The 26,551-nt window shown below is 65.9% G+C and carries 24 protein-coding genes; 10 read left to right on the forward strand and 14 right to left on the reverse strand.

Going from position 1 to position 26,551, the window contains the following annotated elements:
- Positions 1-135 precede the first annotated feature (135 nt).
- From ACXYMN_RS02975 to glmM, 4 genes are all read left to right on the forward strand, one after another.
- Positions 136-750 (forward strand): cell wall hydrolase, encoded by a 615-nt coding sequence (locus ACXYMN_RS02975; RefSeq protein ID WP_459012351.1) that lies wholly within the window; start codon positions 136-138, stop codon positions 748-750.
- A 110-nt stretch (positions 751-860) separates the two neighbouring features.
- Entirely contained in the window at positions 861-1,787 is a 927-nt protein-coding gene (locus ACXYMN_RS02980; protein ID WP_459011928.1) for a dihydroneopterin aldolase, read from the forward strand.
- Positions 1,788-1,812: 25 nt separating this feature from the next.
- Positions 1,813-2,841, forward strand: coding sequence for a dihydropteroate synthase (gene folP, locus ACXYMN_RS02985; protein WP_459011929.1), 1,029 nt, complete (start codon positions 1,813-1,815; stop codon positions 2,839-2,841).
- Positions 2,838-4,181: a phosphoglucosamine mutase gene (gene glmM, locus ACXYMN_RS02990; protein ID WP_459011930.1), complete on the forward strand. Its 1,344-nt coding sequence runs from the start codon at positions 2,838-2,840 to the stop codon at positions 4,179-4,181. The genes folP and glmM overlap by 4 nt, the downstream gene beginning before the upstream one ends.
- 316 nt (positions 4,182-4,497) lie before the next feature.
- On the opposite strand, the gene proS is transcribed toward glmM, so the two are convergent.
- The gene (gene proS / locus ACXYMN_RS02995) at positions 4,498-5,838 is read right to left on the reverse strand and encodes a proline--tRNA ligase (protein WP_459011931.1); all 1,341 of its coding nucleotides are present in this window, start codon (positions 5,836-5,838) and stop codon (positions 4,498-4,500) included.
- 300 nt (positions 5,839-6,138) lie between these two features.
- Here proS and ACXYMN_RS03000 point away from each other — a divergent pair, with 300 nt between their 5' ends.
- The 5 genes from ACXYMN_RS03000 (at position 6,139) to ACXYMN_RS03020 (ending at position 12,676) form a co-directional block, all read left to right on the forward strand.
- The gene (locus ACXYMN_RS03000) at positions 6,139-7,215 is read left to right on the forward strand and encodes an AI-2E family transporter (protein WP_459011932.1); all 1,077 of its coding nucleotides are present in this window, start codon (positions 6,139-6,141) and stop codon (positions 7,213-7,215) included.
- A gap of 3 nt (positions 7,216-7,218) precedes the next feature.
- The gene (locus ACXYMN_RS03005) at positions 7,219-7,959 is read left to right on the forward strand and encodes a P-loop NTPase family protein (RefSeq protein ID WP_459011933.1); all 741 of its coding nucleotides are present in this window, start codon (positions 7,219-7,221) and stop codon (positions 7,957-7,959) included.
- Positions 7,956-10,124 (forward strand): RNA degradosome polyphosphate kinase, encoded by a 2,169-nt coding sequence (locus tag ACXYMN_RS03010; protein WP_459011934.1) that lies wholly within the window; start codon positions 7,956-7,958, stop codon positions 10,122-10,124. The genes ACXYMN_RS03005 and ACXYMN_RS03010 overlap by 4 nt, the downstream gene beginning before the upstream one ends.
- Positions 10,125-10,341: 217 nt before the next feature.
- Entirely contained in the window at positions 10,342-10,677 is a 336-nt protein-coding gene (locus ACXYMN_RS03015; RefSeq protein WP_459011935.1) for a carboxymuconolactone decarboxylase family protein, read from the forward strand.
- 445 nt (positions 10,678-11,122) lie between these two features.
- A complete protein-coding gene (locus tag ACXYMN_RS03020) occupies positions 11,123-12,676 on the forward strand; it encodes a Ppx/GppA family phosphatase (protein ID WP_459011936.1) in 1,554 nt (517 codons plus the stop codon).
- Between the two features lie 84 nt (positions 12,677-12,760).
- Here the strand turns inward: ACXYMN_RS03020 and ACXYMN_RS03025 are convergent, their stop codons facing one another.
- From ACXYMN_RS03025 to ACXYMN_RS03045, 5 genes are all read right to left on the reverse strand, one after another.
- The gene (locus ACXYMN_RS03025; RefSeq protein WP_459011937.1) at positions 12,761-13,126 is read right to left on the reverse strand and encodes a hypothetical protein; all 366 of its coding nucleotides are present in this window, start codon (positions 13,124-13,126) and stop codon (positions 12,761-12,763) included.
- Between the two features lie 37 nt (positions 13,127-13,163).
- A complete protein-coding gene (locus tag ACXYMN_RS03030) occupies positions 13,164-14,165 on the reverse strand; it encodes an endonuclease/exonuclease/phosphatase family protein (protein ID WP_459011938.1) in 1,002 nt (333 codons plus the stop codon).
- Between the two features lie 20 nt (positions 14,166-14,185).
- A complete protein-coding gene (locus ACXYMN_RS03035; RefSeq protein ID WP_459011939.1) occupies positions 14,186-14,869 on the reverse strand; it encodes a TerB family tellurite resistance protein in 684 nt (227 codons plus the stop codon).
- A gap of 118 nt (positions 14,870-14,987) precedes the next feature.
- A complete protein-coding gene (locus ACXYMN_RS03040; protein WP_459011940.1) occupies positions 14,988-15,599 on the reverse strand; it encodes a VOC family protein in 612 nt (203 codons plus the stop codon).
- Positions 15,599-17,152, reverse strand: a complete 1,554-nt coding sequence (locus ACXYMN_RS03045; RefSeq protein WP_459011941.1) for a helicase HerA-like domain-containing protein — start codon at positions 17,150-17,152, stop codon at positions 15,599-15,601. Before ACXYMN_RS03045 ends, ACXYMN_RS03040 begins: the two co-directional genes overlap by 1 nt.
- A gap of 447 nt (positions 17,153-17,599) precedes the next feature.
- On the opposite strand from ACXYMN_RS03045, the gene ACXYMN_RS03050 reads away from it, so the two are divergent.
- Entirely contained in the window at positions 17,600-18,280 is a 681-nt protein-coding gene (locus ACXYMN_RS03050; RefSeq protein ID WP_459011942.1) for an invasion associated locus B family protein, read from the forward strand.
- 66 nt (positions 18,281-18,346) lie between these two features.
- On the opposite strand, the gene lpxB is transcribed toward ACXYMN_RS03050, so the two are convergent.
- The 8 genes from lpxB to rseP form a co-directional block, all read right to left on the reverse strand.
- Positions 18,347-19,516, reverse strand: coding sequence for a lipid-A-disaccharide synthase (gene lpxB, locus ACXYMN_RS03055; RefSeq protein ID WP_459011943.1), 1,170 nt, complete (start codon positions 19,514-19,516; stop codon positions 18,347-18,349).
- Positions 19,516-20,385: an LpxI family protein gene (locus tag ACXYMN_RS03060; protein ID WP_459011944.1), complete on the reverse strand. Its 870-nt coding sequence runs from the start codon at positions 20,383-20,385 to the stop codon at positions 19,516-19,518. Before ACXYMN_RS03060 ends, lpxB begins: the two co-directional genes overlap by 1 nt.
- A 6-nt stretch (positions 20,386-20,391) precedes the next feature.
- On the reverse strand, positions 20,392-21,186 hold the full coding sequence (gene lpxA, locus ACXYMN_RS03065; RefSeq protein WP_459011945.1) for an acyl-ACP--UDP-N-acetylglucosamine O-acyltransferase: 795 nt from the start codon (positions 21,184-21,186) through the stop codon (positions 20,392-20,394).
- The gene (fabZ, locus tag ACXYMN_RS03070; RefSeq protein ID WP_459011946.1) at positions 21,183-21,644 is read right to left on the reverse strand and encodes a 3-hydroxyacyl-ACP dehydratase FabZ; all 462 of its coding nucleotides are present in this window, start codon (positions 21,642-21,644) and stop codon (positions 21,183-21,185) included. Before fabZ ends, lpxA begins: the two co-directional genes overlap by 4 nt.
- 74 nt (positions 21,645-21,718) lie before the next feature.
- Complete coding sequence (locus ACXYMN_RS03075) at positions 21,719-22,423, reverse strand: OmpH/Skp family outer membrane protein (protein ID WP_459011947.1); 705 nt, start codon at positions 22,421-22,423, stop codon at positions 21,719-21,721.
- Positions 22,423-24,777 carry an outer membrane protein assembly factor BamA gene (gene bamA / locus ACXYMN_RS03080; protein ID WP_459011948.1) on the reverse strand — a complete coding sequence of 785 codons (2,355 nt, stop codon included), beginning with the start codon at positions 24,775-24,777 and terminating at the stop codon, positions 22,423-22,425. Before bamA ends, ACXYMN_RS03075 begins: the two co-directional genes overlap by 1 nt.
- A 91-nt stretch (positions 24,778-24,868) precedes the next feature.
- Complete coding sequence (locus ACXYMN_RS03085) at positions 24,869-24,994, reverse strand: hypothetical protein (protein WP_459011949.1); 126 nt, start codon at positions 24,992-24,994, stop codon at positions 24,869-24,871.
- A gap of 203 nt (positions 24,995-25,197) precedes the next feature.
- Entirely contained in the window at positions 25,198-26,541 is a 1,344-nt protein-coding gene (gene rseP / locus ACXYMN_RS03090; RefSeq protein ID WP_459011950.1) for an RIP metalloprotease RseP, read from the reverse strand.
- Positions 26,542-26,551 lie beyond the last annotated feature (10 nt).

Raw genomic sequence — 26,551 nt, forward strand, 5'->3', positions numbered from 1 at the left:
CCATCGCACAAGGGCTAAACTAGACGCCTTGACGAAATTTTCATACGACCCGCCGAGGTTTGGACGGAGGTCCGTCCGGTTCGAAATTGTGTAAGAGGTGTCTAAATGGGTCGCATTATGAAACTGGCAGCGGCGATGATCTTGCTTGCCGCCGTGCCTGTGCATGCCGAGCTCAAAGAGACCAACATGGGAAAAGTGCTGAACCAGGAGAGCCGCAATCTGAACGCGGCCGCGTCGGCGCATCTGCAACGTCTGGTCACCCCCGCCCCCGAGGGTGGCGTGAAGGCCATGCAATACAACCGCGGCTGGCTCGATGCCCAGAATTTCCGCACCGGCGGCGCTGAATGGGAGTGCCTGTCCGAAGCGCTGTACTTCGAAGCGCGCGGCGAGACGGTCAAGGGCCAGTTCGCCGTCGCCGAGGTGATCATGAACCGCGTCGACAGCGCAAATTATCCCGGCTCCGTCTGCGGTGTCGTGGGCCAGGGCGCATCGAGCGGCCGGAAATATGCCTGCCAGTTCAGCTATAACTGCGATGGCATCCCGGAAACCATCAACGAAAAGGGCGCCTTCCGCCGCGTCGGCAAGATCGCGCGCCTGATCCTCGAAGGGGCACCGCGCAATCTGACCGAAGGTGCGACGCACTACCACACCACCGCCGTGTCGCCCCGTTGGGCGCGCAAGTTCCCGATGACGGCCCAGATCGGCGTGCATCGTTTCTACAAGGAACCGGTGCGCCTCTCGAGCCGCTGAAACCAGGCCCCCGTGTCGCAACCGGTCCGGCACACGCCGGGTTCCGGTGGCGATCGGGCGCGCCATGGTCTAAGCACGGGCAACCCTGATCGCTGCCCGGAGACTGCCACATGGCCTCTGAAATCCGCCTGGCCTTTTCGCACCCGTCCGAGCGCGCAATCGCCACGGCAGGCGACGATCCCCGCGACCGCATCTCGCTGCGCGACCATGTGCGCGAGGTCGAGATCGGCGCTTTCCAGGCCGAGCGTGGCATCACCCAGCGCATCTGCTTCAACGTCGTGGTCGAGGTGCGCCCCATCGCCCAGCCCATCGACGACGATGTCGACCGCATCCTGTCATATGATCGGGTGACCGAGGCCATCTCGAACGAGCTCGAGGCCGAACGCCTCAACCTCCTCGAGACGCTGGCCGAACGCATCGCCGAGCGTATCCTTCTCGAACCGCAGGCGCTGCGGGTGTTCATCCGCATTGAAAAGCTGGATCGCGGACCGGGCGCGCTTGGCGTCGAGATCGTCCGCTCGCGGCGGGAACTGGGCTCGCGGCTGGACGAACGGGCCGCCTTACGGCCGCATCCCCGGGTCGTATACCTGTCGAACGCCGCCATCGCCGATCCGCGCCTGCCCGACTGGATCGACCAGTGCCGGGCCGACGGCGCGCCGCTGATCTTCTGCGTCGGTCCGCATGACCAGCCGCTGCCGCAGGTGGGCCATCCGCTGGTTCAGCGCCGCATCGATCTTCTGGCGATCGAGCAGAACGGCTGGATCCTTGCCGCACGGGATTCCCGCGCCAAGGTGGTCGCCACACGCACCGAACTGGACTGGGCGATGAAGAACGACCAGGTCTGCGTCTGGGCACCGTCGAAGATCGTGCTCGATGCGACCCAGGGGCCCACCGGCGCGCTGCGCGACGCGGTGGCGCTGGCGGCCTGGTTTGCGGGCCAGATCACCGCGCGCGAGCTTGTCATCGTCGGCCATGACGCCCCCGTGACCTGCCCGGTGCCGATGCGCGCCTGCCCACCTGCCGACCGGCTGGTCTGACGCCCCTTGCCAAGGACGCCACGCTATGGCTAGGGCTCGCGGCATGGACGCCTATTATCGCCCCCTGCTGTCATCCGACCCGGCCCGGCCGGACGCCGCGCTGTCGCTTGCGGGCACCGCGCGCTGGTTCACCCATGTCGAACGACTGGCCCGCGACGCGCCGCCGCTCCGAATGGCCGCGCTGGACGTGCCGCCCGCGCAATTGCAGGCGCTGACCCGTCCGCGCGCCGCCGTGGCGGGCGTGGCCATGGATCGCGCGCAGATCATGGGCATTCTCAACGCCACTCCGGACAGCTTTTCCGACGGCGGTCAGCATGACAGCCGGGACGCCGCCCTTGCCCATGCCCACGCCATGGCGGCCGCGGGCGCGGCCTTCATCGACATCGGCGGCGAATCGACCCGGCCCGGCGCGACGCAGGTTCCCGCCGACATCGAGTCTGCCCGCATCCTGCCGCTGTTTCGCGCCCTGTCCGCAACCTGCGGCGCGGTTCTGTCGGTCGACACCCGCAAGACCGATGTGGCACGGGCCGCGCTCACCGCCGGTGCGATGCTGGTCAACGATGTCTCCGGGCTCGACTTCGATCCGGCGATGGCCGCCCTTGCCGCGCAACGGGGGGTGCCGATCTGCGTCATGCACAGCCAGGGCGCTCCGGAAACGATGCAGGCCAATCCCCGCTACGGCAACGTGACCCTCGACATCTACGATTTCCTCGCGGCCCGGATCGACCGCCTGACGGCGCTTGGCCTGCCCCGCGACCGTATCGTCGTCGATCCCGGCATCGGTTTTGGCAAGACCGTCGCGCACAACCTTGAGTTGTTGCGGAATCTCGCTGTTTTTCACGGGCTTGGCTGCCCGATCTTGCTTGGCGCGTCGCGAAAGGGTTTTATCGGCACATTGTCAAATGAACCGCTCGCGGCACGCCGCGCACCCGGGTCGATTGCGGTTGCCCTGGCCGGTATTGCGCAGGGCGTTCAGATAGTTCGGGTCCATGACGTGGCTGAGACCGCGCAGGCAATGACCCTTTGGTACGAAGTAACGGGACACGGGACATGACACGGAAATTGTTTGGCACGGACGGCGTGCGCGGCACCGCGAACACCTATCCGATGACGGCAGAACTGGCGCTGATGATCGGGGCCGCCGCGGGGCGCTATTTCCGGCGCGAACGCGCGGGCGTGCACCGCGTGGTGATCGGCAAGGATACCCGCCGCTCGGGCTACATGTTCGAAAACGCCCTGACCGCCGGGCTCTGTTCGACCGGCATGAACGTGCTGCTGCTGGGTCCGGTGCCGACCCCTGCGGTGGGCCTGCTGACGCCGTCGATGCGTGCCGATCTCGGCATCATGATCTCGGCCAGCCACAACCCGGCGGAAGACAACGGCATCAAGTTCTTCGGCCCCGACGGCTTCAAGCTGTCCGATGAGGCCGAGCTTGAGATCGAGGCTTTGGTCGAGGCCGGCGTCGCCCCGGCGCAGGCGGGAAATATCGGTCGCGCCAAGCGGATCGACGATGGCCGCTTCCGCTACCAAGAACGGGTCAAGTCCAGCTTTCCGAATGGCATGCGCCTCGACGGCGTGAAGGTGGTCATCGATTGCGCCAATGGCGCCGCGCACCGCGCCGCCCCCGAGATCCTGTGGGAACTGGGCGCGGATGTGATCGCCATGGGCGTGTCGCCCAACGGCTACAACATCAACGACGGCTGCGGCTCGACCAAGCCAGAGGCCGCCGCCGCGCGGGTGCTGGCCGAAGGCGCCGATGTCGGCATCTGCCTCGACGGCGATGCGGACCGTGTGATCCTGATCGACAACAAGGGCAACATCGCCGACGGCGACCAGATCATGGCGCTGATGGCGACCCGCTGGGCCGAGGAAGAGCGGCTGCGCGACGGCACTCTGGTGGCGACGGTCATGTCCAACCTCGGCCTCGAGCGGTTCCTCGAGGGGCGCGGCCTGAAACTGATGCGCACCGGCGTCGGCGACCGCTACGTGGTCGAGGCCATGCGCAAGGGCGGCTGGAACCTCGGCGGCGAACAGTCCGGCCATATCGTGATGACCGACTACGCCACGACCGGCGACGGGCTGATGGCGGGCCTGCAATTCCTGTCCGAAATGGTCCGTTCGGGCCGCCCCGCGAACGAATTGATCCAGATGTTCGACAAGGTTCCGCAACTGCTGAAAAACGTGCGCTACGCACCGGGGGCCGCGCCGCTCGACCTGCCGAAGGTCAAGTCCTGCATCCTGGAGGCCGAAGCCACGCTCGGCACCAAAGGCCGGCTGCTGATCCGCAAATCCGGGACCGAACCGCTGATCCGCGTGATGGCGGAATGCGAGGACGAAGGCCTGCTGAGCAAGGTGGTGAACGACGTCGTGCAGGAAATCGAGAACGCCGCCTGACACCCCGCGGCTTCAACCGGAAGCGCGCCAAAGGCCCGCCAGCAAAAACCGGTGCACCAAAAGTCCGTGCACCGGGGCGTCCCGGCGGGCGCCGTTTTGCCGCTCCGGTGTTTCGGCATCGGCCACTCCGCGCCGCGGGATTGCACAGTGAACGGACCGGTTCGGCTTCACCTTTCGCAAAAAACGCAATCGACACCCAACATCCGGCACGCCCGCACGCGTTAAGGCACAACCGGTGCCACGGGCCACGCGCGCCGCGTCGGCGCGCGCGGGTCGCCTCGGGCACGGCCCGGGGCGAAACCGTCCGCATGGCGGGTCACATGGCGCGCCCGTAGATCTGCGCGATGCGGGTGATTGCCTGCTCCGGCGGCATCTCTTCGCTGATCCCGGTCCGGCGCGAGGTCAGTTCGACCACGCCGTTCTTCAGCCCGCGCGGACCGACCGTGATGCGCCAGGGCAGCCCGATCAGGTCCATGGTGGCGAACTTGGCACCCGCCCTTTCGTTGCGATCGTCGTAAAGCGGCTCCAGACCCAGCGTCACCAGCGAATCGTAGAGCGCCTGGCAGGCTGCATCCGCCTCGGCGTCGCCCTGCTTGAGGTTCACGATCCCCGCGTGGAAGGGCGTCACACCCTCGGGCCAGATGATGCCCTTGTCGTCATGGCTGGCCTCGATGATGGCCCCCACGAGGCGCGACACGCCGATCCCGTGGCTGCCCATGTGCACCGGCACGCGATTGCCGTCCTGGTCGACCACGCGGGCCCCCATGGCATCGGAATACTTGGTGCCGAAATAGAAGATCTGCCCGACCTCGATGCCGCGTGCCTGCCGGCGGCGCGCCTCGGGCACCCCGTCGAAAACGGCGGCATCGTGCGTTTCGTCGGTACGGGCATAGCGCGAGGTGAATTCCTCAAGCACCGCCTGGCATTGCGCGACATTGTCATAGTCGATGTCGCGGTCGCCGAATTTCAGATCGGTGATCTCGCTGTCATAGAAGACCTCGGATTCGCCGGTCTCGGCCAGCACCAGGAATTCATGCGTGTCGTCGCCTCCGATGGGTCCCGAATCGGCGCGCATCGGGATCGCCTGCAGCCCCATGCGTTCGTAGGTGCGCAGATAGCTGACCAGGTGGCGGTTATAGGCGTGCAGCGCATCGTCCTTGCTGAGATCGAAATTGTAGCCATCCTTCATCAGGAACTCGCGGCCGCGCATGACACCGAAGCGGGGCCGCACCTCGTCGCGGAACTTCCACTGGATGTGGTAAAGCGTCATCGGCAGGTCTTTGTAGCTCGACACGTGGCTGCGGAAGATGTCGGTGATCATCTCTTCGTTGGTGGGACCGTAGAGCATGTCGCGCGCGTGCCGGTCGGTGATCCGCAGCATCTCGGGTCCATAGGCGTCGTAGCGCCCCGATTCCCGCCACAGCTCCGCCGATTGCAGCGTCGGCATCAGCATCGGGATGTGACCCGCGCGGGCCTGTTCCTCGTGCACGATGGTCTCGATGTTCTTCAGCACCTTGTAGCCCAGGGGCAGCCAGGAATAGATCCCCGCCGAGGCCTGCTTGATCATGCCCGCGCGCAGCATCAGCCGGTGCGAGACGATCTGCGCCTCGGCGGGCGTCTCTTTCAGGACCGGCAGGAAATATCGGGTCAGGCGCATGCGCGCGCTCCTTCTCAAGCGTCAATTCGTTGGCCAAGGGTGTAAGTGGGGCGCCTGAGAGGCACAAGGCCTGCGGTTCCCGGTCCGGCAGGCAGAGCCACCGCGCCGATCCTGAAAGACTGCAGGGACGGACGATGCGCCGGGGATATCCGGCGCGGTCTGGCACAGCGCCGCATTGACATTGTGGCCGGTCGATATGACATCCCACTTCTGGGCAACGGGCGGCATCGCCGTCCCTGCCCTTGCGGAAAGCGGCGTTTGCGCCGAAAGTGAAGCGACCCGACAGGCAAGACCCGACATATGAACCTACCGGTAGGAGACCAGCTGAAATACTGGGGGATCACGTTCGTGATCCTGGCGGCCCTGCTGTGGCTTCTGAGCGATGTGTTGTTGCCCTTCATCCTTGGCGCGGCGATCGCCTATTTCCTCGACCCCATCGCCGACCGGCTGGAGGCCGCGGGCACCTCGCGCGGGGTGGCCACGGCGATCATCACGATATTCGCGATCCTGATCTTCGTGATGATGGCGCTGCTGGTGATCCCGACGCTGGTACGCCAGACCGGTCAGCTGATCGAGGTTGCGCCCGAACTGACGCGCAATCTGCTGAGCTTCCTGACCACCCGTTTTCCCGATCTCATGGCAGAGGATGGCGTGGTGCGCGAAACGCTGATCCAGGTCAGCCAGACCGTGCGCGATCGCGGCGGCCAGTTGCTGCAGACCGCGCTCAGTTCCGCCGCATCCCTGCTCAACGTTGTGCTGCTGTTCGTGATCGTGCCGGTGGTGTCGGTCTATCTGCTGCTGGACTGGGATCGGCTGGTGGCGCGGATCGACGAGCTTCTGCCCCGCGACCATGTCCACACGATCCGGCAACTGGGCCGCGACATCGACCATGTCCTGTCGTCCTTCGTGCGCGGCATGGGCACCGTGTCGCTGATCCTCGGGGTCTATTACGCCGCCGCGCTGATGCTGGTCGGCCTGCAGTTCGGGCTGGTGGTGGGGGTCATCGCGGGCATGCTGACCTTCATTCCCTATATCGGGGCCATCTTCGGCGGCATACTGGCCATCGGGCTGGCGCTGTTCCAGTTCTGGGGCGAGTGGGTCTGGATCATCGCGGTCTGGGCGATCTTTCAGTCGGGCCAGTTCATCGAAGGCAATTTCCTGACGCCCAAGCTTGTCGGCAACAGCGTCGGATTGCACCCGGTCTGGTTGCTGCTTGCGATGTCGGTCTTCGGCACGCTGTTCGGCTTTGTCGGGCTTCTGGTCGCGGTCCCCGTCGCGGCAAGCCTGGGGGTCATCGCGCGGTTCCTGGTCACGCGCTACAAGGCCAGCCGCCTGTATCTGGGCGACAAGGTCAGTCAAAGCGGTCGCGACTTCTAGATCATGGCCGAACAATTGCCCCTGATCCTGCCCGCCCGCACGGCACTGGGCCGCGGTGACTTCTTTGTCACCGAGGCCAATGCACTGGCCGTGGCGCAAATCGACAAATGGGCAAGCTGGCCCTCGGGCAAGCTGCTGCTGGTCGGCCCCCCGGGGTCGGGCAAGACCCACCTCGCGCATGTCTGGTCGGCGGAAAGCGGGGCGCGCATCCTGCCCGCCTCGGGCCTGACCCGTGCCGATATCCCGAGCCTGACGCGCATGCCGGTCTGCGTCGAGGATGCCGATCGGATCGCGGGCGATGCCGCCGCCGAAGAGGCGCTGTTCCACCTGCACAACCTGGCCCTGGCCGAGGGCCGCCCGCTGCTGGTCACCGCGTCGCAGCCGCCGTCCCGCTGGGGGCTGACGCTGCCCGATCTTGCCAGCCGGATGGAGGCCACGCCGGTCGCCCGGCTCGACAAGCCGGATGATGTGCTGCTGGCGGGGGTGCTGGCCAAGCTGCTGCACGACCGGCGCATCATGCCGTCGGCCACGGTCATTCCCTATCTCACCCACCACATGCCCCGGTCGTTCGAGATGGCGCGGCACGTGGTCGAGGCGCTGGATGCCCGATCGCTCGGGCTCAGGCGGAAGGTGACGCGAAACCTTGCCATCGAGGTCCTGAACGCGTTGTCTGTGGACGACGAAGACGGCGATCGGAACGGACAAGGGGCAGAGCACAAGAAACCCCAAGCGAGGCATCCATGAGCAACGCAGATTTCCTCAATGCCCCGAGGCCGGCGCCCTGCCGCATCGAAGGCTTCGACCCCGAAAGCCCGCAACGGTTCTTCAACCGCGAACTCAGTTGGGTCGGGTTCAACTGGCGCGTGCTGGAAGAGGCCGAGAACCCAAGGGTGCCGCTGCTCGAGAGGGTGCGTTTCCTGTCGATCTCGGCGTCCAATCTCGACGAATTCTACACCGTGCGCGTGGCTGGTCTGCGCGAACTGGCCCAGGCCGGCAACACCACGCCCGCCGCCGATGGCCTGACGCCCGCGCAGCAGCTGGTCAAGATCAACGAGGTGGCGCGTGATCTGATGGCGCGCCAGCAGAAGGTGCTGCAGGAACTGCGGCGCATGATGGATGCCGAAGGCATATCGATCCTGTCGGCGCATCAGATCACCAAGGCGGACCGCCGCGCGCTGTCGCAGACCTTTCTCGACACGATCTTTCCGGTGCTGTCGCCGCTGGCCATCGACCCCGCGCATCCGTTTCCGTTTATTGCCAACATGGGCTACTGCCTCGCGATCGAGCTCAAGCGCAACAAGGACGGCAATATCCTCAAGGCGCTGTTGCCGATCCCGTCGCAGATCGACCGGTTCGTGCGGCTGCCCTCGAAACCCGACGCGCATCGGCTGTGCTTTGTCGAGGACGTGCTGCTTTTGCATATCGACAGCCTGTTTCCCGGCTACAGCGTCAAGGACCATTTCGGCTTCCGCGTGCTGCGCGACAGCGACCTCGAGGTCGAGGAAGAGGCCGAAGACCTGGTGCGCGAATTCGAGGTGGCGCTGAAACGTCGCCGCCGGGGCGAAGTGGTGCGGCTGACCGTCTCGACGGGCGCGCCGCGCGGCCTGCGCGACATCGTGATGCGCGAATTGCACGTCAAGGAAGACGAGGTCATCGAGCTTGAGGGCATGATCGGCGTCGCCGACACCAGCGAACTGGTCCTCAGCGAAAGGCCCGACCTGCTCTGGCCGACTTTCACGCCCCGCGTGCCAGAACGTGTGCAGGACCATGACGGCGACATGTTCGCGGCGATCCGCCAGAAGGACATGCTGCTGCACCACCCCTATGAAACCTTCGACATGGTGGTGCGCTTTCTGAACCAGGCGGCGCGCGATCCGAACGTGGTGGCGATCAAGAACACGCTCTACCGGACCTCGAAACGGTCACCCATCGTCGAGGCGCTGTGCGAGGCGGCGGAAGACGGCAAGTCGGTCACCGCCCTGGTCGAGCTGAAGGCGCGCTTCGACGAGGCTGCCAATATCCGCCAGTCGCGCCGTCTGGAACGCGCGGGCGCCCATGTGGTCTACGGGTTCCTCGACTGGAAGACCCACGCCAAGATCGCCACGGTGGTCCGCCGCGAGGGCGACAAACTGGTCACCTATACCCACTGGGGCACCGGCAACTACCACCCCATCACCGCCAAGATCTATACGGATCTGAGCTTTTTCACCTGCGATCCGGCGCTGGGGCGCGATGCGGCCAAGGTGTTCAACTACCTGTCGGGCTATGCCAACCCCGAGGGGCTGGAAAACCTGTCACTGTCGCCGCATTCCCTGAAGCCCAAGTTGCTCGAACTGATCGAGGCCGAGATTGCCCATGCCCGCGCCGGGCGGCCCGCGATGATCTGGGCCAAGATCAATTCGCTGATCGAGGCGGACATGATCGACGCGCTTTACCGCGCCAGCCAGGCCGGGGTGAAGATCGACCTGATCGTGCGCGGCATCTGCGGGCTGCGGCCCGGCGTCGAGGGTCTGTCCGAAAACATCCGCGTCAAAAGCATCGTCGGGCGCTTTCTCGAACACAGCCGGATCGCGTGTTTTGGCAACGGTTACGGCCTGCCGCATGACAAGGCGCGGGTCTTCATGTCGTCGGCGGACTGGATGGGTCGCAACCTGAACCGGCGCGTCGAGACCCTGCTCGAGATCAACAACCGCACCGTAAAGGCGCAGATCGTCAGCCAGATCATCGCAGCGAACCTCGCCGATGTGGCGCAAAGCTGGGTGATGCAGCCCGACGGCCATTTCGAGCGCGCCCAGGTGGCGGAAGGCGCGTTTGCCTTCAGCTGCCACCGCTTCTTCATGGAAAACCCGTCGCTCAGCGGTCGCGGCTCCGCGGGGGCCGGGGATGTGCCGAAGCTGGGGCACGACTGACCGCCAGAGACAGGCTTGATCGTCCGGACCGCAAAGCGCGTTTCGCCCGTCACGGGACCGACGGGGGCGGGCACGGGGTGGCGGCGCGGGCAGCCCCGGGGCAACGCGAAAAAAGGTCACGCCGTGGGCTGTTACGCGCCGTACTTGACTGGGATCAAGGCTTGCGCCAAGCGCACCGCATAGGGAACCCGAAGATGTATCAGGATGAGACCAGATAATGAGTTGGAAAGACAAGATCGGCGAGACCCGCAACGGGCTGCGCAACCTCAACGGCGCGATCTCGGACACCGCGCGGGCCTTCCATGCCTTGGGCAAGACCGTGAAGGAAGGTGGCACGCTGGACTACAAGACCAAGGAATTCGTCGCCCTTGGCATTTCCGTCGCGATCCGGTGCGAGCCCTGCATTTCGCTGCATGTGGAGGCGCTGGTCAATGCCGGGGCCACCCGAAAGGAGGTCAGCGACGTTCTGGCCATGTCGATCCAGATGGGTGGAGGCCCGGCGATGATGTATGCCGCCAAGGCGCTGGAATGCTACGACGAACTGACCGCCTGAACCGGAGCCCCGGGGCCGCCCCGGCGGCCTCGGCCCTGGTCCGGGACATCGTGGCCTGCATGACGGGATGACGGCGACACGCAAATTCGGATGCGCCATCCGGTATTTTTGCGGTCGGTCGGGGAAAGGGCCGAAAAGGGCAAGAATGTTCGCTTTGTGATATGGCTTCCTGGAATTTGCCCGGTATGCCGCCCGATAGCCACCAAGACTATCGCAATTGTGCAACCAAAACTGCGCCACTAAACGTTGATATCCCGGCGGTAGCGCCGCATGTCGCCCGGATTGACCGCGTCTCGCCCGGACCTGCGCAGGCTCTGGTGTCGGCCTTGGTCCGGCAGGGTCGTGGCATGCCGGAAAAACGTGTTGGCCTGCGCAGACAGGTTTGACCTTCGGGTCCGCCTGCGCCACTGTCGCGCGGACGCATAGACAACCGCAAGGCTGCGCAATGGATCGACCCCCCGAGCCCGAACACGCCGACTGGGGGCCGTTCGGACGCCCGCTGTTCGCCGATCCCGATGTGCGGGCGCTGAGCCGCGTGGGGGTCGTCGACATCGGATCGAACTCGGTCCGACTGGTGGTCTTTGACGGCGCGGCCCGATCGCCTGCCTATTTCTACAACGAAAAGGTCATGTGCGCCCTTGGCGCGGGTCTGGGCGAAAGCGGGCGGCTCAATCCGCAAGGCCGGGTGCGCGCGCTGAACGCGATCCGGCGGTTCCAGCTTCTGGCGCGCGGCATGGGCACGGAACTGTCGGCGGTGGCCACGGCGGCGGTGCGCTCGGCCGAGGATGGGCCCGAATTCTGCGCGGATGTGAAACGCGAGACCGGGCTGAAGATCTTCGTCATCGACGGCGAGGAAGAGGCGCGGCTTTCGGCGCAGGGCGTGCTTCTGGGCTGGCCCGGATCCTATGGTCTGGTCTGCGACATCGGCGGCTCCTCGATGGAACTGGCAGAGATATCCGGCGGACAGGTTGGACGCCGCGTCACCTCCGACCTCGGTCCGCTGAAGCTGATCGACGTCAAGGGCGGGAAAAAGGGCCGCGACGCGGTCATCAAGGACACCATGGCCCGGCTCGAGGCCAAAATGGGCACGCAGCGCGATCGCCTGTTCCTTGTCGGCGGATCGTGGCGGGCCATCGCGCGCGTCGATATGGAACGGCGCGGCTATCCGCTGCACGTTCTGCACGAATACCGCATGGATTCCGCGGCGGTCCGCGAGACCCTGAAATACATCGCCCGCCACGACATCGAGGAATTGCGCCAGCGGGTCGGCATCTCGAATGCGCGCATGTCGCTGGTGCCCTACGCCGCCGAGGTGCTCAAGCGGCTGGTGCAGACCTTCAAGCCCAAGGATATCGCGATTTCGTCCTACGGCATCCGCGAGGGCATGCTGTTCGAGCAGATGCCGCAAAAGCTGCGCGACCGCGATCCGCTGATCGAAAGCTGCCATTACGCCGAAATCAAGGATGCCCGCCTGCCCGGCTACGGTCGGCGGCTGTTCGACTTCGTCGAGCCGCTGTTTTCCGGCGCTCGGCCCGCCAAACTGCGCATCGTCAAGGCCGCCTGCCTGCTGCACGACGTCAGCTGGCGCGCGCATCCCGACTACCGCGCCGAAACGGTGTTCGACAACGCTACGCGGGCGAACCTTGGCGGGCTGAAGCACGAAGAGCGCGTGTTTTTGGGCCTGGCCCTATTGCACCGCTATCGCAACAAGCGCGAAGGGACCCGCTTCGAGGCGATGGCCTCGATCATCGCCGAGCGCGACATCCAGGAGGCCGAGATCCTCGGCAAGGCCCTGAGATTCGGCGCGATGCTGTGGATGTCCGAGCAGGAGCGCGGCGCGTGGATGCAATGGCAGCCGCGCAAGAAGCACCTGACGCTGAAGCTGTCGCAAGATGCCGCCCCGCTGTTCGGCGAGGTCGCCGAGGCGCGGTTCCTGAACCTGTCCAAAGCGCTTGGCGCGGAGACCAGCGTGGTGATCGTGCCCTCGAAACGGCGCTGATCGCAGGGGCGGTGCGGCGTCGGGTGTGACAGCGCCCGGGCGCGCTGAGGCCTTATCGGCCCACCCGCGCGACGGACATCCGGATCAAAGCTCGATGCCGTCGGGCGTATCCTCGGGCCGGGGCAGCTCGTCCGGTGTCTTGCGGCGGATGATGATATCGCCGTTCTCCAACATCTCGGGCGGGTGATAGACCGACCAATCCTCGACCTCGGCCAGCAGGTCGCGCAACGCCGGGCCCATCTCGGAGGCGAAGTCCTGCAACGCGGGCTCAAGCTCGTCCATCAGGCGTTGCAATTCGGTCAGGGCGGGCTCTGCCTCTTTCATCAAGCCGTCGAAGAACAGCGACAGGCCGCGTTCCATGAGCGACGAGCCGCGCTCCTCCTCGGCATCCTGTGCCTGGGCGGGCGACAGGGCAAGGCAAAGCGCAACGGTCAGGGCAATACGGTTCATGGCCTGAATATAGGGGCTTGGCACCGCGATCCCAAGCCTAGAGATCGAGGTCGAGCGTGACGGGGAAGTGGTCGGAGGCCAGCAACAGCGACTCGCGCATCATCTCGTCATTCCAGCATTCAGGGTCGTCGAAAGGATGCCAGATGCGCCATCCCTGCGCCTTGTCGCGCAGGTCCGGCGACACCAGGATATAGTCGAGCAGCGCCTGCAAATAGCGCTTTTCCGGGGCGATGTAGAACCGGGCCGTCGCCGGTTGCGCGGCGATCTTCTGCGACAGGGCCTGCACCGCATGGGGGTCGAACAGCGCATCCCTGCCCTTGCCCATGACGATCTCGAGCGACGAGCGCCCGAACAGCGCCTCGAATTCATCGAGGCCGGGACCATCGTTGAGATCGCCCAGAACGATCACCGGTTGGTCCGCGGCCTGATGGCCAACCACCCGTCGATGCAGCCAGATCGCCTGGGCCAGCTGCTTGCGCCGCGCCGAGATCGACAGGCGCATCATTTCGTCGCGGTTGCGCGCGCCGTGCGGGGCCTTGGACTTCAGGTGCGCGCCGATCAATCGCACATCGACCCGGTCGCGATAGCGCAGCGCGACCTCGAACGGTGGCTTCGAGAACACGACCGCGTCGCGCGTTTCGTCAATATCGAGATCGATGTCGAATACCCGGTCGAATCGCGGCGCGTCGGGCGTATCGACCGGCGCATGCACCGCCGCGATCACTTCCGGGTCGAACAGCAGCGCGATTTCCTGCTGGGTGGCGTTGGGAAACCCGATCCGCGCGTGGGTGGTGCGCAGATCGCAGGCCGCCGCGAAGGTCTGCAATGCCGACACGGTGCTGCGCCGCTTGTTGTGGTCCGGGGCCTCGATCACCATGATCGCGTCGGCGTCGATGCGGCGAAACACATGGGCCAGCGCGGCGATCTGTTCGGCGCGGGTCACCTCGCGGCGCCCTGACCATGCCCCGTCGTCAAGCAGTCGGCCCTTGTCGTCGAACAGCGCGTCGAACCATTCGACATTGTAGGTCGCGATGCGCATCAGGCCCCCCTTTCGCGGGTTCAGGCCGCGTGTTTGCCTGAAATGTCCTCCCAGGCGCGGTTGATGGCGATCAGCCGCTTCTCACTCATCTTGACCGCCTCTTCGGGAAGGCCGCGCGCGATCATGCGGTCGGGATGACCATCGCGCACGAGGGCCCGCCAGGCCTTGCGGATGTCGTCCAGCGGCATGTCCGGATCAACCCCCAGAACCGCATACGGGTCGGGTGCCGCGTCCGGGGCATAGCGGGTGCGCAGGGCGCGGAACCGGGTCGCCGAAAGCTCGAATATCTCGGCCACCCGGGTCAGGAACGCGTCTTCCTTGGGGTGGTAGGTGCCGTCGGCCAGCGCGATGTGGAACAACCCCTCCATCAGGTCCGACAGGACCATCGCGTCGCCCTTGAACATCGACGCGATCCGGGCGGCGTATTCCTCGAACCCGGCCACATCCTGCCGCGCGAGGTTGAAGACGCGCGCCGCCCCCGGTTCGTCCTCGGGGGCGATGTGGAACACCTCGCGGAAGGCCGCCACCTCGGAGCGCGACACCTGCCCGTCGGCCTTGGCCATCTTCGCCGCCAGCGCGATCACCGCAATGGTGAACGCGACCGAGCGTTCGGGCGGCGCGCGCAGCTGCTCGAACACAGACGACAGGCTGTCGCCCTGAGCGAGCGCGGAAAGGGCTTGGGAAATGCGGGACCAGATTGACATGTCGGGACTCTAGGGCGTTTTGCGGGGCAAGTCAGGTCAGGCAATCCCGCATTCGCGAAATTTTGCGCGCAGGCTTGCAGTTACGCACAGATCCGCGGCGGATGACGGGTCCGGGCGATCAACGCAAGCAGATCTCGCGCCCCTGCCCGGTCAGGGTTGCCCGCAGGCCGCATGGGCCGTCTTCGAAGCGGACGCGCGGCGCATCGAGATGGGGCGCAAGCCGGTCTGACAGCCTGGTCGCCTCGGGATGCCAGATCGTCAGCGTCTGCAACGACCAGCCCGAGGATGGCAGCAGGTCCCCGGCGGGCTTCGGGTTTTTCCATTCGATCAGCGCCGGAAACAGCCCGTCGAACGGCGTCAGCCCCGAGGCTGGCACCGCCATGACCCAGGACAGACCGCCGCGCTGCAAGGCGACAGGCGCGCCCGCCTCGGGCAAAACCGCCAGCGCCTGCGCCATGTCGGGCACCCGGGCAATCCAGCGGGCCAGACGCGGCGGGCCGGAAAATGCGTCCAGACCGAACCAGCGGGCGCGATCCGGTTTCGGCGCATCCGGGTCAATGGCAATCGCCTCGACGTAGAGGCCGTCGGCAAGACCCAACAGCCGGTTGTGGGTGGCGAAAACCGCGTGCTGACCGCCGGGACCAAGGGGCGCGCCGAACGCTGCCGCGCAATGGTCGGCGGCGTCCTTTAGCGTGGTGCCCAGGACGGCGATGTGATCGAGCCGCAGCATCAGCGGCCCTTGAACAGCCCGCCGAGGATGCCGCGCACGATCCGGCGGCCCGTGGTGCCCTTGAGTTCCTTCATCACCACCCCGGCGATGACGTCGCCGAAGCTGTCATCCCTGGAAGCGCGGCGGCGCACCGGTTTCGAGGTCGAGCGTCCGACACGACTGCCGGAATAGCGGCGTCCGGCCTTGTAGTCGCGCTCGTGTGCCTCTGCCTCCTGCTCGCGGGCCTCTTCCGCTTCGGCGGCTTTCGCGGCAGCGGCGGCCCGGTCGCGCAGCATCTCGTAGGCCGAGGCGCGGTCCAGGGTCTTGCGGTATTTCAGGTCCAGATCGCTGGTGTCGATGATCGCCCTGCGCGCGGCCCTGTCCAGCGGCCCCAGCTGCGACGATGGCGGGCGAATGAGGGTGCGTTCGGCAATGCCGGGCACGCCCTTGCGCTGCAACATCGAGGTCACAGCCTCGCCGACCCCCACTTCGCGGATGGCTTGTTCGATGTCAAAGCGCGGGTTTTCGCGATAGGTCTCGGCGGCCATGCGCAGCGCCTTGCGATCGCGCGCGGTAAAGGCGCGCAGGGCGTGCTGCACCCGGTTGCCAAGCTGGCCCAGGATATCCTCGGGCACGTCATCGGGGTTCTGGGTGATGAAATAGACCCCGACCCCCTTGGACCGGATCAGCCGCGCCACCTGTTCGACCTTGTCGATCAGCGCTTTCGGGGCATCGTCGAACAGCAGGTGCGCCTCGTCGAAAAAGAACACCAGCCGGGGCTTTTCGGGGTCGCCCACCTCGGGCAATTCCTCGAACAGTTCGGACAGCAGCCACAGCAGGAAGGTCGCGTACAGCCGTGGCGCGGACATCAGCGCATCCGCGGCCAGGATGTTGATCTGGCCACGCCCGTTGTCGCGCAGGCGCATGATGTCCGCCAGATCGAGCGCGGGTTCGCCGAACAGCTGCGTGCCGCCCTGGTTGTCCAGCACCAGAAGCCGCCGCTGGATCGCGCCCACCGATTGCACCGCGATATTGCCATAGCGCAGCGACAGGGCCTCGCGGTTCTCGCCGACCCAGACCAGCAGGGCTTGCAGGTCCTTGAGGTCCAGCAGCGGCAGACCCTGTTCGTCGGCGACGCGGAACGCGATGTTGAGGATGCCTTCCTGCGCCTCGCTCAGGTCCAGCAGGCGCGATATCAGCAACGGCCCCATCTCGGCGACGGTGGTGCGGATCGGGTGGCCCTGTTCGCCGAAAAGGTCCCAGAAGGTGACCGGGAAGGCTTGGTAGGCATAGTCGTCAAAGCCGATGGTCGCGGCGCGCTCGGTAAAGGCGCCGTGCAACTTGAAATCGGCGCGGCCCGCCGCCGCCAAACCCGACAGGTCGCCTTTGACGTCCGACAGGAACACCGGCACGCCCGCGTTGGCAAAGCCCTCCGCCAGGATTTGCAGCGTCACGGTCTTGCCGGTGCCGGTCGCCCCCGCGATCAACCCGTGGCGGTTGGCGTAGCCCAGATCGAGCCACTGCGCGTCGCCGTAGGCGTCACCGCCGCCACCGACAAAGATTCCGTTCTCCATGCGTCCTGCCCCGTTCCTGTCCTGTCCGCTGGGGAACATACTTACTTAACCATTTGCTGTCAGTGTGTATTTTGCCCGGCCCATTCGTCCTCTTTGGGTTCGGGCGGACTTCCTCCCTGTCAGACTGGCCGCGTCCTCGGACGCGGTCTTTTTTTGCACACATTACAACTGCGCCGCCCGGCCCCGGCGGATCATATTGGCTGTTGACGGATGTCCTTTCCCGCAATAGCGTTCGGTCAATAATAAAGTCGGCCAGTCCGGCAGGGAGAGACTGGAAAAGGGGGCCGCTTGGCTCTCTTTTCTTTTTTCGACGTATTTCAAGAGCTTGGTGGGGTATTTTTCTGCACGCCGAGCCCCGGATCAGGGCGCAATCCCCCCTGACACCGCGCCCTGCCCGTGCTAAAGCACGCTCCGACAGAGATTTCGATGCCTGGAGGAGCTCCGGATATGAAGACCACCCTGACACACCTTTCCCTGATCGCGCTGCTGGCGGCGACGCCTGCGCTGGCCCAGGAAACCGAGGACAGCACCGCAACCGACGCGGAGACCACGGCCCCCGCGACCGATGCGCCCGCCGCCGACGCGCCCGCGGCGGATGCCCCTGCCGCGACCACACCGCTCTTCGATACCGGCGAGGCCGTGCCTGCCGAGGGCGAAGCCGCCCCCGCCGGCAGCCCGGACAGCGCAAGCTACGTGCGCGAGAAGATCGGCGACTGGGATATCCAGTGCCTGCGCAACCCGAATGGCGACGATCCCTGCCAGCTTTACCAGCTTCTGAACGACGCCGAGGGCAATTCGGTCGCGGAAGTGAGCCTGTTCAAGGTTTCGGGTCAGGGCCAGGCCATCGCCGGGGCCAACTTCATCGTGCCGCTCGAGACGCTCCTGACGCAGAAGCTGACCATGTCGGTCGATGGCGGACAGGCCAAGCGCTATGAATTCGCCTTCTGCGCCCAGCTGGGCTGCGTGGCGCGCGTCGGGTTCACCGATGCCGACATCAACGCGTTCAAGCGCGGCAACGCGGCAACCATGACCATCGTGCCCGCCGCGGCACCGGATCAGAAGGTCAGCGTCCAGATGTCGCTCAAGGGCTTCACCGACAGCTTCGCCGCGGTCGAGCCGACGCAGTAGGCCGGTCCGGATCATCACGTTGCCGCACCATCAAGCGCCCGGGGCACCTGCACCCCGGGCGTTTTTTCATTGGTACGCCTTGCCGAGCCCGTCCAGCACCGCACGCGCCGCCCGTTCGCCCGGCGCCGGGCCACCGAGACCCAGCCGGTCCATGGTCAACGTCATGGCGCGGGCCTGCGCCTCGGGGGCGGCCAGCACCGACAGTACGGCCTCGGCGATGCGGTCGGGTTTGCAGTTCTTGCCGATGAACTCAGGCACCACCCGCGTTTCGGACACCAGATTGACCAGCGTCACCGTGTCGGTGCGCAGCATGCGCCCGATGATCTGCCGCGACAGCCAGTTCATGTCATAGGCAATGACCATCGGCGTCGACGCCGCCGCAAGTTCCAGCGACACGGTGCCTGAGGCCGCGAGCGCCACGTCGGCGGCCCCGAAGGCGGCGCGCTTGGCAGTCTCGATATCGAGCCGGGCGGGATCGCGGGGGTCGAGCACGATCGGATCGCCGGGCCAGGTCTGCACCGCAGCCTGCACCGCCCCCGCCACCGCCTGCGCGGCCGGCACCACAAAGCGGATGTCGGGACGCGACCTGTGCAACCGGCGCACCACATCGCCGAAAATCGGGGCAAGGCGCGCCACTTCCGAGCGGCGCGAGCCCGGCAGGATAAGGCAGAGCGGCGCTTCGCCGAGCCCGTAGGTCAGGCGGAAGGTCGCCATCTCGGCGGAACTGGCCTGCGGATCCGTTACCACCGGATGGCCGACGAAGTCGCAGCGCATCCCGGCGGCCTCCATATAGGGCGGCTCGAATGGGAAAAGCGCCAGCACCTGATCCACATGCGCGGCCATCTTCGCCGCGCGCCCTGGCCGCCAGGCCCAGACCGTCGGGGCCACGTAATGGACGACGCGGATGTCGCTTTTGGCTTTCACCAGCTCGGCCACGCGCAGGCAGAACTCGGGCAGGTCGATGGTGACAAGGACGTCCGGTTTCGCGGCGATGATGGCCTCGGCGGTCTGGCGGATCCGGCGTTTCAGGGCACGGTATTCGCGCAGGATCTCGGAAATGCCCATGATCGAGATCTCGTCCATGGGAAACAGGCTTTCGAGCCCCTCATCGATCATGCGGGGGCCGCCGATGCCTTCGATGTCGACCTTTTCCAACGCGGTGCGGCGCAGCCCCCGCATGAGCGCCGCCCCGAGCCGGTCGCCCGATGCCTCTCCCGCGATCAGGAACACGCGCATCAGTCGGGCCTCCGACGGGACCAGAGATAGAGGCCCGCCTCCTCCGCTCGGGCGAGCGTCGTCGGCTGATCCAGGACCAGCACGCCACCGGCTTCGATGACGATGCCGGACAGGCCAGCGGCGGCGACGCGGCGCACCGTCTCGGGGCCGATGGCGGGCAGATCGGCGCGGCGGTCCTGACCGGGCTTGGGGCCCTTGAACAGGCATCCCGCGCCGCTGACCGGCCGGTCCGCGGGCCAATCGGCAGAGCGGCTTATCGCTGCGGTGCGCGCCACGCTCTGCGCCGCTTTGGCAGCCGGGTTCCGCGCCAGGTCGGCGAGCATCGCGTCGGTGCCGCGCGCGTCTTCGCGGGCCAGAACCTCGGTGCCGCGAATGACGCAGGCCTGGCCCTGGTCGGCGGCCCCCAATTCTGCCAGCACCCGGTCGCCGATCAGCGCTTCGGCGGCGGCGATGTCGGGCGGATGGGTGGTGGTCGGCACCCCGCGCGGCATCAGCAGGTCCGGCGCCGCCTCATGCGCCGCGAGAATGGCAAATCCGTGCGCCTCGAACAGCGCGATCACCACCCGCAACGCGCCATCGTCGCCCTGCCCCAGCGCCTCGGTAATGCGCGGTACCAGCGGCCGCGTTGCGGCATCGATGGCGGATGGATCGATTTGCGGGCGGGTGATGCCGCCGCAGAGGCAAAGCTCGGTCACGCCGCGGCTGCGAAGCGCGGCGATGAAGCTGCCCAGCGTTTCAAGCCGGAAAGTCAGGTCGGGCACCAGCGTATCGGGCATGTTGCCCGCAAGCGCGCAGACAAGCGGCGGGGCATCGCGGGTCGCGGCGACCGCGCTTGGCAATGCCCCCCGACCGGCGATCAGCGCGAGCATCGCGGCTCAGCCCGGTGTCAGGAAGTGGCGGTCGGTGGCGCCGGTCACGAAATCCACGATCTCGCGCACATAGGCGCTTTCCGTGTCCTCGCCCAGACGCCGCGCCCGGTCCTGGAACGCGCCCTCCCCCTGGGCCAGCATCTGGAACGCCGCCCGGAGCGCGGTGATATCCTTGCGCGCCACGCCGCGCCGCTTGAGCCCGACAAGGTTCAATCCGTCGAGCACCCCGCGCGGTGCCTGCACGAGACCGTAGGGAATGACGTCGTTCGTGACCATGGTGACCGCGCCGATGATCGCGCCGCGACCGATGCGCACGAATTGATGCACCCCGGACAGGCCGCCGACGATGACGTCGTCGTCGATGATGCAATGGCCGGCCAAAGCCGAATTGTTCACCAGGATCACGTTGTTGCCCATCTGTACGTCATGGGCCACATGGGCCCCGGCCATGATCAGGCAATCATCGCCGATGCGGGTCAGGCCGCCACCGCCCTCGGTGCCCGCGTTCACGGTGACATGTTCGCGGATGCGGTTGCGGTGGCCGATCTCGAGGCGGGTCTTTTCACCCTTGAACTTCTTGTCCTGCGGGATCTCTCCGATCACGGCGAAGGAAAAAATGGTGTTGCCGTCGCCGATGGCGGTGTCGCCGGTGACGACCACATGGCTGCGCAACAGGTTGTTCGCGCCAAGGACCACGTCGGGGCCGATGTGGCAAAACGCGCCGATTTCGCAGCCGGGGCCGATCTGGGCACCGTCTTCGACAAAGGCGCTGGGATGGATGCGGGGGGCGGCGTCGCTCACTTGGGCATGTCCATCATGGCGGTGAATTCGGCCTCGGCGGCCATCTCGCCATCGACCGTGGCGGTGCCCTTGAACTTCCAGACCTTGCCGCCCGGCTTGCCGCGCAGCGTCTCGAGCCGCATCGTCAGCTGGTCGCCCGGGATCACCTTGCGGCGGAACTTGCAGCCGTCGATGCCCATGAAATAGATCAGCATGTTCTTGTCGGCCAGATCGAGCGCCACGCCCACCATGACGCCCGCGGTCTGGGCCATCGCCTCGACGATGGTGACGCCGGGCATGATCGGGGTGCCGGGGAAATGACCCTGGAAATGCGGCTCGTTCATGGTGACGTTCTTGATCCCCACAGCCGAGGACGTGCCGTCGATCTGTTCGACCCTGTCGACCAGCAGGAACGGGTAGCGATGCGGCAGGATACGCTGGATCAGCTGGATATCGGCGCGTTTGAGTTCGTCAGACATGGCATTCCCCTGGTGCGGCTCTGGTGGCAGCGGTTCGGGTTGGGTAGCAATCGCGGGCGCATGGCGCAAGCGCGTCAGGGGTCTTCCTGCGCGCCGGTTTCGGGAATGCCCATATCGAGGAGCGAGGTACCGCCCTCGGTCGGTCGGGTTGCATCCGGTGCGGGCGGCGTGTCCGCGGCACCGTTCTCCGGCGCGTCATCCGCTGCGTCTTCGGGCATCGCCAGCCCCTCGCCGTCGCCGATCCTGGCATCGACGCGGGTGATGGCAAGATCGGTGATATCGGTGGCATTTGCACTCAGTAGGACCGTCGACCGCTCGAGGATGAGCGCGGCACCGGCTTCGCGCAGGATTTCGCCCAGCACCGGCTGGACCGCACCGAAGAACACCCGGCGGGCGGCATCGTCGCGACTGGCAAGCGTGCGCGCCTTGGCGTCCTGTTGCTGGCGCAGGGCCTGGACCCGGGCATCGAAGGCATCGGCAAGGGCACGGAATTCCGCCGCTTCCGCCTCGGCGCGCATGTCGGTCAGGCGGCGTTCCTCTGCGGTCAACTCGGCCTCGATTGCCCGGTTTTCGGCCGCGAGCGCCTTGCCCTCGGCCTCGATCGCGGCAACCACGCGCTGCCCGAAGGCGCTGTCCATGAACAACCGTTCGGATTCGAGCGTCAGGATCGGAGAGCGCACCACCGCGCGCGGCGCGTCGGATTGCTGCGCTGTCACCGGTGCAGACAGAACCAGCATCGCCGCCGCGATCCCGGTCCTTATCCAGCGCAAGACAGGCATCAGAACTCGGTCGAGATGGTCAGCTCGAAGTTCTGTTCGCGGTCTTCCTTCTCTTTCTGAAGCGCTTCCGAGAAGTTGAACCGCAATGGCCCGAGCGGCGTGTCCCAGAACAGCGAGACGCCGATCACCTGCCGCAGCGACCCATCCTCGTAAAGCACCTGGCCTGTCGCGGCGTCTTCGTTGCTCAGCCCCCAAAGCGTGCCGACATCGTAGAACACGCCACCGGCAACGCCGTATTCCTCGGGCAGACCCAGCGGAAATTCCGCCTCGAAGCGGGCGACGGCGAAGTAGTTGCCGCCAAGCGCATCGTCATAGCCCGCCCCCTGTTCGCGCGGACCGATGCCACCGGGCTCGAACCCGCGCATCAGGCTGGAACCCAGAAAGAAGCGGTCGGTGACGCGGCTGTTTTCGCCATCGGCATAGTGCAGCGCACCGCCTTCGAAGGTGGCGCGAAGAGTGACTTCCTCGGAAAAGGCCAGACGCTGCGCCACGGCACGGACATTGGTCTTCACGAAGGTCGAATCGCCGCCGAGACCGCCGAAATCCTGACCGAATTCCAGCAGCACACCGGCATTGGGATCAAGACCCGTGCGCCGCGTGTCATAGCTGAAGCGGTAGCCGAGCGAACTTTGGTACAGCGCACCCTGCGCCGCTTCGGACGTGATGATGCCGCCCACGGTCGAGTCCGACGGGATGGTCAGGTCGGTGTAGTCCAGCCGGTAGCGCAGTTGCAGGCGGCCATTGTCGGAAATCGGAAAGCTGAGCGAGGGCGAGAAGGTGCCCGCCTCGGTGTTGTAATCCGAGTTTTCCTGTTCGGTGTTCGAATAGCTGAGACCGATGCCGAAGGTCAGATCGCGCCCCAGAAGGGCCGGTTCGAGAAAGCTGAACGAATAGCGGTTGCTGTCGGCGCTCGACGTCACCCCGAGGCCAAGCTGCTGACCACGACCGAGAAAGTTCTGCTCGGCGAAGGACAGGTTCACACCGACCCCCGACGAGGTCGAGTAGCTGCCCCCGATCGAGATCGATCCGGTGGGCTGCTCGATGACATCGACGTCGACGATCACCTGCTGCGGGGTTGATCCTTCGCGCGCGTTGACTTCGGCATCCTCGAAGAACCCGAGCGCGCGGATGCGCTCCGCGGCGTTGCGGATCTCGCGCGGGTTGAACGGGTCGCCCTCGACGACCTCGAACTGCCGCCGCACGACCCGGTCGAGCGTGGTGGTATTGCCTTCGATGTCGATGCGCTCGACGAAGATGCGCGGACCGCGCGTGACGACGTATTCGACATCCAGCGTCAGGTCGCGATCGTTGCGGGTGATGCGCGGTTCCACACGGATGAAATCGAGCCCTTCCTCGACGCCGCGCCGTTCCAGCCGCTCGATATCGCGGTCAACCAGTTGCGGGGCGTAGATCTTGCCGCTCTTGACCTTGGTCGCGCGCATGAAGGCGTCGATGTCGACCTCGGCCAGATCCGACGTGACCGACACGGTGCCGACGGTGAACTGCTGCCCCTCCTCGACGTTGAAGGTGACGAAATATCCGTCGCGCTCGTCCGACAGTTCGGCGTTGGTACCGGTGATACGGAAATCGACATAGCCGCGCGAGGCATAGAAGTCCTGCAGCAGCTGCTTGTCGAACTCGACGCGGTCGGCGATGAACGTGTCGCGCTGGATAATGGCGCGCAGCAACCCGGCCTGCTTGGTGTCGAGCACGCGGCGCAGGCGACGGTCGGAATAGTTCTGGTTGCCGACAAAGCCGATGCGCTCGACCTCGACGACGCCGCCCTCGAACACTTCGAACACCAGATCGACGCGGTTGTCCGACCGGCGGATGATACGGGGCTGCACCCGGGCGGCCAGGCGGCCCTGCTGGGTATAGGCTTCGGCGATGGCGTTGGCGTCGGCCTCGGCGGTGGCGGGGCTGTAGACGCGGCGCGGTTGCGATTGCAGGACCGTCTGAAGGTCCTCGTCCTCGATGCGGCGATTGCCCTCGATGGAGATGCGGTTGATCGTCGGGTACTCGACCACGCGGATGATCAGGGTGTTGCCCTGGGGCACGATCTCGACGCTTTCGAAAAGGCCCGAGCCCTGGATATTCTGGTATGCGTCGTTCAGTTGCGACGCCGATACCGGCTGGCCGCGCGCGATGCCCGCGTAACTCAGGACCGTGCCCGGCTCGATCCGCTGGGTGCCCTCGATCTGGACATTGGTGAAAACGAAGGTCTGCGCCGACACGGGTGCCGGATATGCGACCAGCGATGTTGTCAGTGTCAGTGAAAAGGCAGCAATGGCCGCGCGTTTTGCTAGTCCGGTGAGCGCCCCGCAACGCGGGCCCGCATGAGCCGCTTTCGACATACCGCCAATTCCTTCAGACATCCCTCAGGGGAAGTCACTATCGGGATTGGCAGGCCTTGTCAAAAGCCGGAAACGACCATTTTCGACGACCTCAGAGCGAGCCGAGGAACGCCCCGAAAAACAGCGCGAAAACGATCGTGCAAACATAGAGGATCCGGTCCCAGTTCAGGTTCAGGATCAGGTTCAACCCGCGGTAGCCCTGTTGGATGCTGTGCATGGCGTCCCTCGTTTCGGTTCGGTGTTTCTCGGGAACGAGCAATACGCATCAAATGCGACGGAATTGAGGCAGGCTTGCGGCAAGGTCGCGTCCGGTGCCCGGTGCCGGGCTTGGGCGGTCGGCTGCCCTGCCCCGTGGTCAGTGGCGGTCCTTCGCGGCTGTGGCTCCGCGCCGGGGCGTGTCACGGACAGGGTCGGCGTCTGTCAGGGACAGAACAGGTCGTTGGTCAAACCCAGCACCATGATCGACAGGATCACCACCAGTCCGACCGACATCAGGACCCGCAGGGCGCGGTCGCTGGGCGGTTTTCCGCGAACCGCCTCGTAGGCGTAAAAGCACAGGTGCCCGCCATCGAGGACCGGAATCGGGAACAGGTTGAGCAGGCCTACGGCGGTCGACAACACCGCGATGAACCAGATGAAATTCGTGGTGCCCTGGCTGGCCATCGCCCCCGAGGTTTCGGCAATGCCGATGGGCCCCGACAGGTTGCAGGTCGAAATGGCCCCGGTGATCATGTGCCACAGCCCCGAGATCGAGCCGCGGATGATCGCCCCGGTCTGGCCGATGCCCGAGGTGAACGCCTCCCAGACGCCGGGTGTTTCGGTCGCGGGTTCGAAGAACAGCCCGCCGACGATGCCGATGCGGTAGACAGTGCGGAAGGAATTGTCGGGCTGCGGCTCGTCGGTGCGGCGCGGCGTCAGGGTCGTCTCGACGATGTCGCCGTCGCGCCAGAGGGTCAGAGCCAGCGGTTCCCCGTCAGAGCCTTCGACCCGCGTGCGCAACTGGTCGAAGGCGAATATCTCGGTACCGTCGATGGTGCGGATCACATCGCCGGGTCGAAAACCTGCATCGTCCGCGGCAGAGCGCGGCACCACCTGGGTGGCCATGGGCGGATAGACATAAGGCCCGGCCACAACCGTTTCAGAGCCGTCGCGCAGCACCGTGTAGTCAAGGATTTCCTGCTGCGGCAATGCCTTGAGGAAGGCGTCGAACTCGTCAGCCTCGTCAAAGCTGGGCGGCGCGGTGCCCTCGATGGCGACGATCTCATCGCCGATGCGCAATTCCTGCACCGAAGGCAGATCGCGCAGGTCGCCGACGGTGATCGGCTCTGACACGATGCCCCGCGCCATGAAGATCGCGGTGAACACGATGATCGACAGGATGAAGTTGAACACCGGCCCCGCCGCGACGGTCGCGGTGCGCGCCCAAAGCGGCGCGCCGTTCATGGTGCGCCGCCGCTCGGCCTCGCTCAGCGCGTTCATGGCGTCGTCATCCTTGCCGCCCGACGCGTTGCTGTCGCCCTGGAACTTGACATAGCCGCCCAGTGGAAACAGCGCGATCTGCCAGCGGGTGCCGCGCTTGTCGTGCCGCGAATACAGCACCGGGCCGAAGCCCAGCGAGAACACATCTGCATGGATGCCCGACCAGCGGCCCACGATGTAATGGCCATATTCATGGATCGCGACGATGACCGACAGGGCGACGACAAAAGCCAGAAGGGTCCAGAGAAGCCCTCCGAACTGCGGAATCAGCGAAACGAAATCCAAGTGAACTGCC

Source organism: Roseivivax sp. CAU 1753 (assembly GCF_054482575.1).

What these genes read in the sequence shown, in the direction of transcription:
- ACXYMN_RS02975 (WP_459012351.1), top strand. Translation starts at nt 136, where the DNA reads ATGATCTTGCTTGCCGCCGTGCCTGTGCATGCCGAGCTCAAAGAGACC.
- ACXYMN_RS02980 (WP_459011928.1), top strand. Translation starts at nt 861, where the DNA reads ATGGCCTCTGAAATCCGCCTGGCCTTTTCGCACCCGTCCGAGCGCGCA.
- folP (WP_459011929.1), top strand. Translation starts at nt 1,813, where the DNA reads ATGGCTAGGGCTCGCGGCATGGACGCCTATTATCGCCCCCTGCTGTCA.
- glmM (WP_459011930.1), top strand. Translation starts at nt 2,838, where the DNA reads ATGACACGGAAATTGTTTGGCACGGACGGCGTGCGCGGCACCGCGAAC.
- proS (WP_459011931.1), bottom strand. Translation starts at nt 5,838, where the DNA reads ATGCGCCTGACCCGATATTTCCTGCCGGTCCTGAAAGAGACGCCCGCC.
- ACXYMN_RS03000 (WP_459011932.1), top strand. Translation starts at nt 6,139, where the DNA reads ATGAACCTACCGGTAGGAGACCAGCTGAAATACTGGGGGATCACGTTC.
- ACXYMN_RS03005 (WP_459011933.1), top strand. Translation starts at nt 7,219, where the DNA reads ATGGCCGAACAATTGCCCCTGATCCTGCCCGCCCGCACGGCACTGGGC.
- ACXYMN_RS03010 (WP_459011934.1), top strand. Translation starts at nt 7,956, where the DNA reads ATGAGCAACGCAGATTTCCTCAATGCCCCGAGGCCGGCGCCCTGCCGC.
- ACXYMN_RS03015 (WP_459011935.1), top strand. Translation starts at nt 10,342, where the DNA reads ATGAGTTGGAAAGACAAGATCGGCGAGACCCGCAACGGGCTGCGCAAC.
- ACXYMN_RS03020 (WP_459011936.1), top strand. Translation starts at nt 11,123, where the DNA reads ATGGATCGACCCCCCGAGCCCGAACACGCCGACTGGGGGCCGTTCGGA.
- ACXYMN_RS03025 (WP_459011937.1), bottom strand. Translation starts at nt 13,126, where the DNA reads ATGAACCGTATTGCCCTGACCGTTGCGCTTTGCCTTGCCCTGTCGCCC.
- ACXYMN_RS03030 (WP_459011938.1), bottom strand. Translation starts at nt 14,165, where the DNA reads ATGCGCATCGCGACCTACAATGTCGAATGGTTCGACGCGCTGTTCGAC.
- ACXYMN_RS03035 (WP_459011939.1), bottom strand. Translation starts at nt 14,869, where the DNA reads ATGTCAATCTGGTCCCGCATTTCCCAAGCCCTTTCCGCGCTCGCTCAG.
- ACXYMN_RS03040 (WP_459011940.1), bottom strand. Translation starts at nt 15,599, where the DNA reads ATGCTGCGGCTCGATCACATCGCCGTCCTGGGCACCACGCTAAAGGAC.
- ACXYMN_RS03045 (WP_459011941.1), bottom strand. Translation starts at nt 17,152, where the DNA reads ATGGAGAACGGAATCTTTGTCGGTGGCGGCGGTGACGCCTACGGCGAC.
- ACXYMN_RS03050 (WP_459011942.1), top strand. Translation starts at nt 17,600, where the DNA reads ATGAAGACCACCCTGACACACCTTTCCCTGATCGCGCTGCTGGCGGCG.
- lpxB (WP_459011943.1), bottom strand. Translation starts at nt 19,516, where the DNA reads ATGCGCGTGTTCCTGATCGCGGGAGAGGCATCGGGCGACCGGCTCGGG.
- ACXYMN_RS03060 (WP_459011944.1), bottom strand. Translation starts at nt 20,385, where the DNA reads ATGCTCGCGCTGATCGCCGGTCGGGGGGCATTGCCAAGCGCGGTCGCC.
- fabZ (WP_459011946.1), bottom strand. Translation starts at nt 21,644, where the DNA reads ATGTCTGACGAACTCAAACGCGCCGATATCCAGCTGATCCAGCGTATC.
- ACXYMN_RS03075 (WP_459011947.1), bottom strand. Translation starts at nt 22,423, where the DNA reads ATGCCTGTCTTGCGCTGGATAAGGACCGGGATCGCGGCGGCGATGCTG.
- bamA (WP_459011948.1), bottom strand. Translation starts at nt 24,777, where the DNA reads ATGTCGAAAGCGGCTCATGCGGGCCCGCGTTGCGGGGCGCTCACCGGA.
- ACXYMN_RS03085 (WP_459011949.1), bottom strand. Translation starts at nt 24,994, where the DNA reads ATGCACAGCATCCAACAGGGCTACCGCGGGTTGAACCTGATCCTGAAC.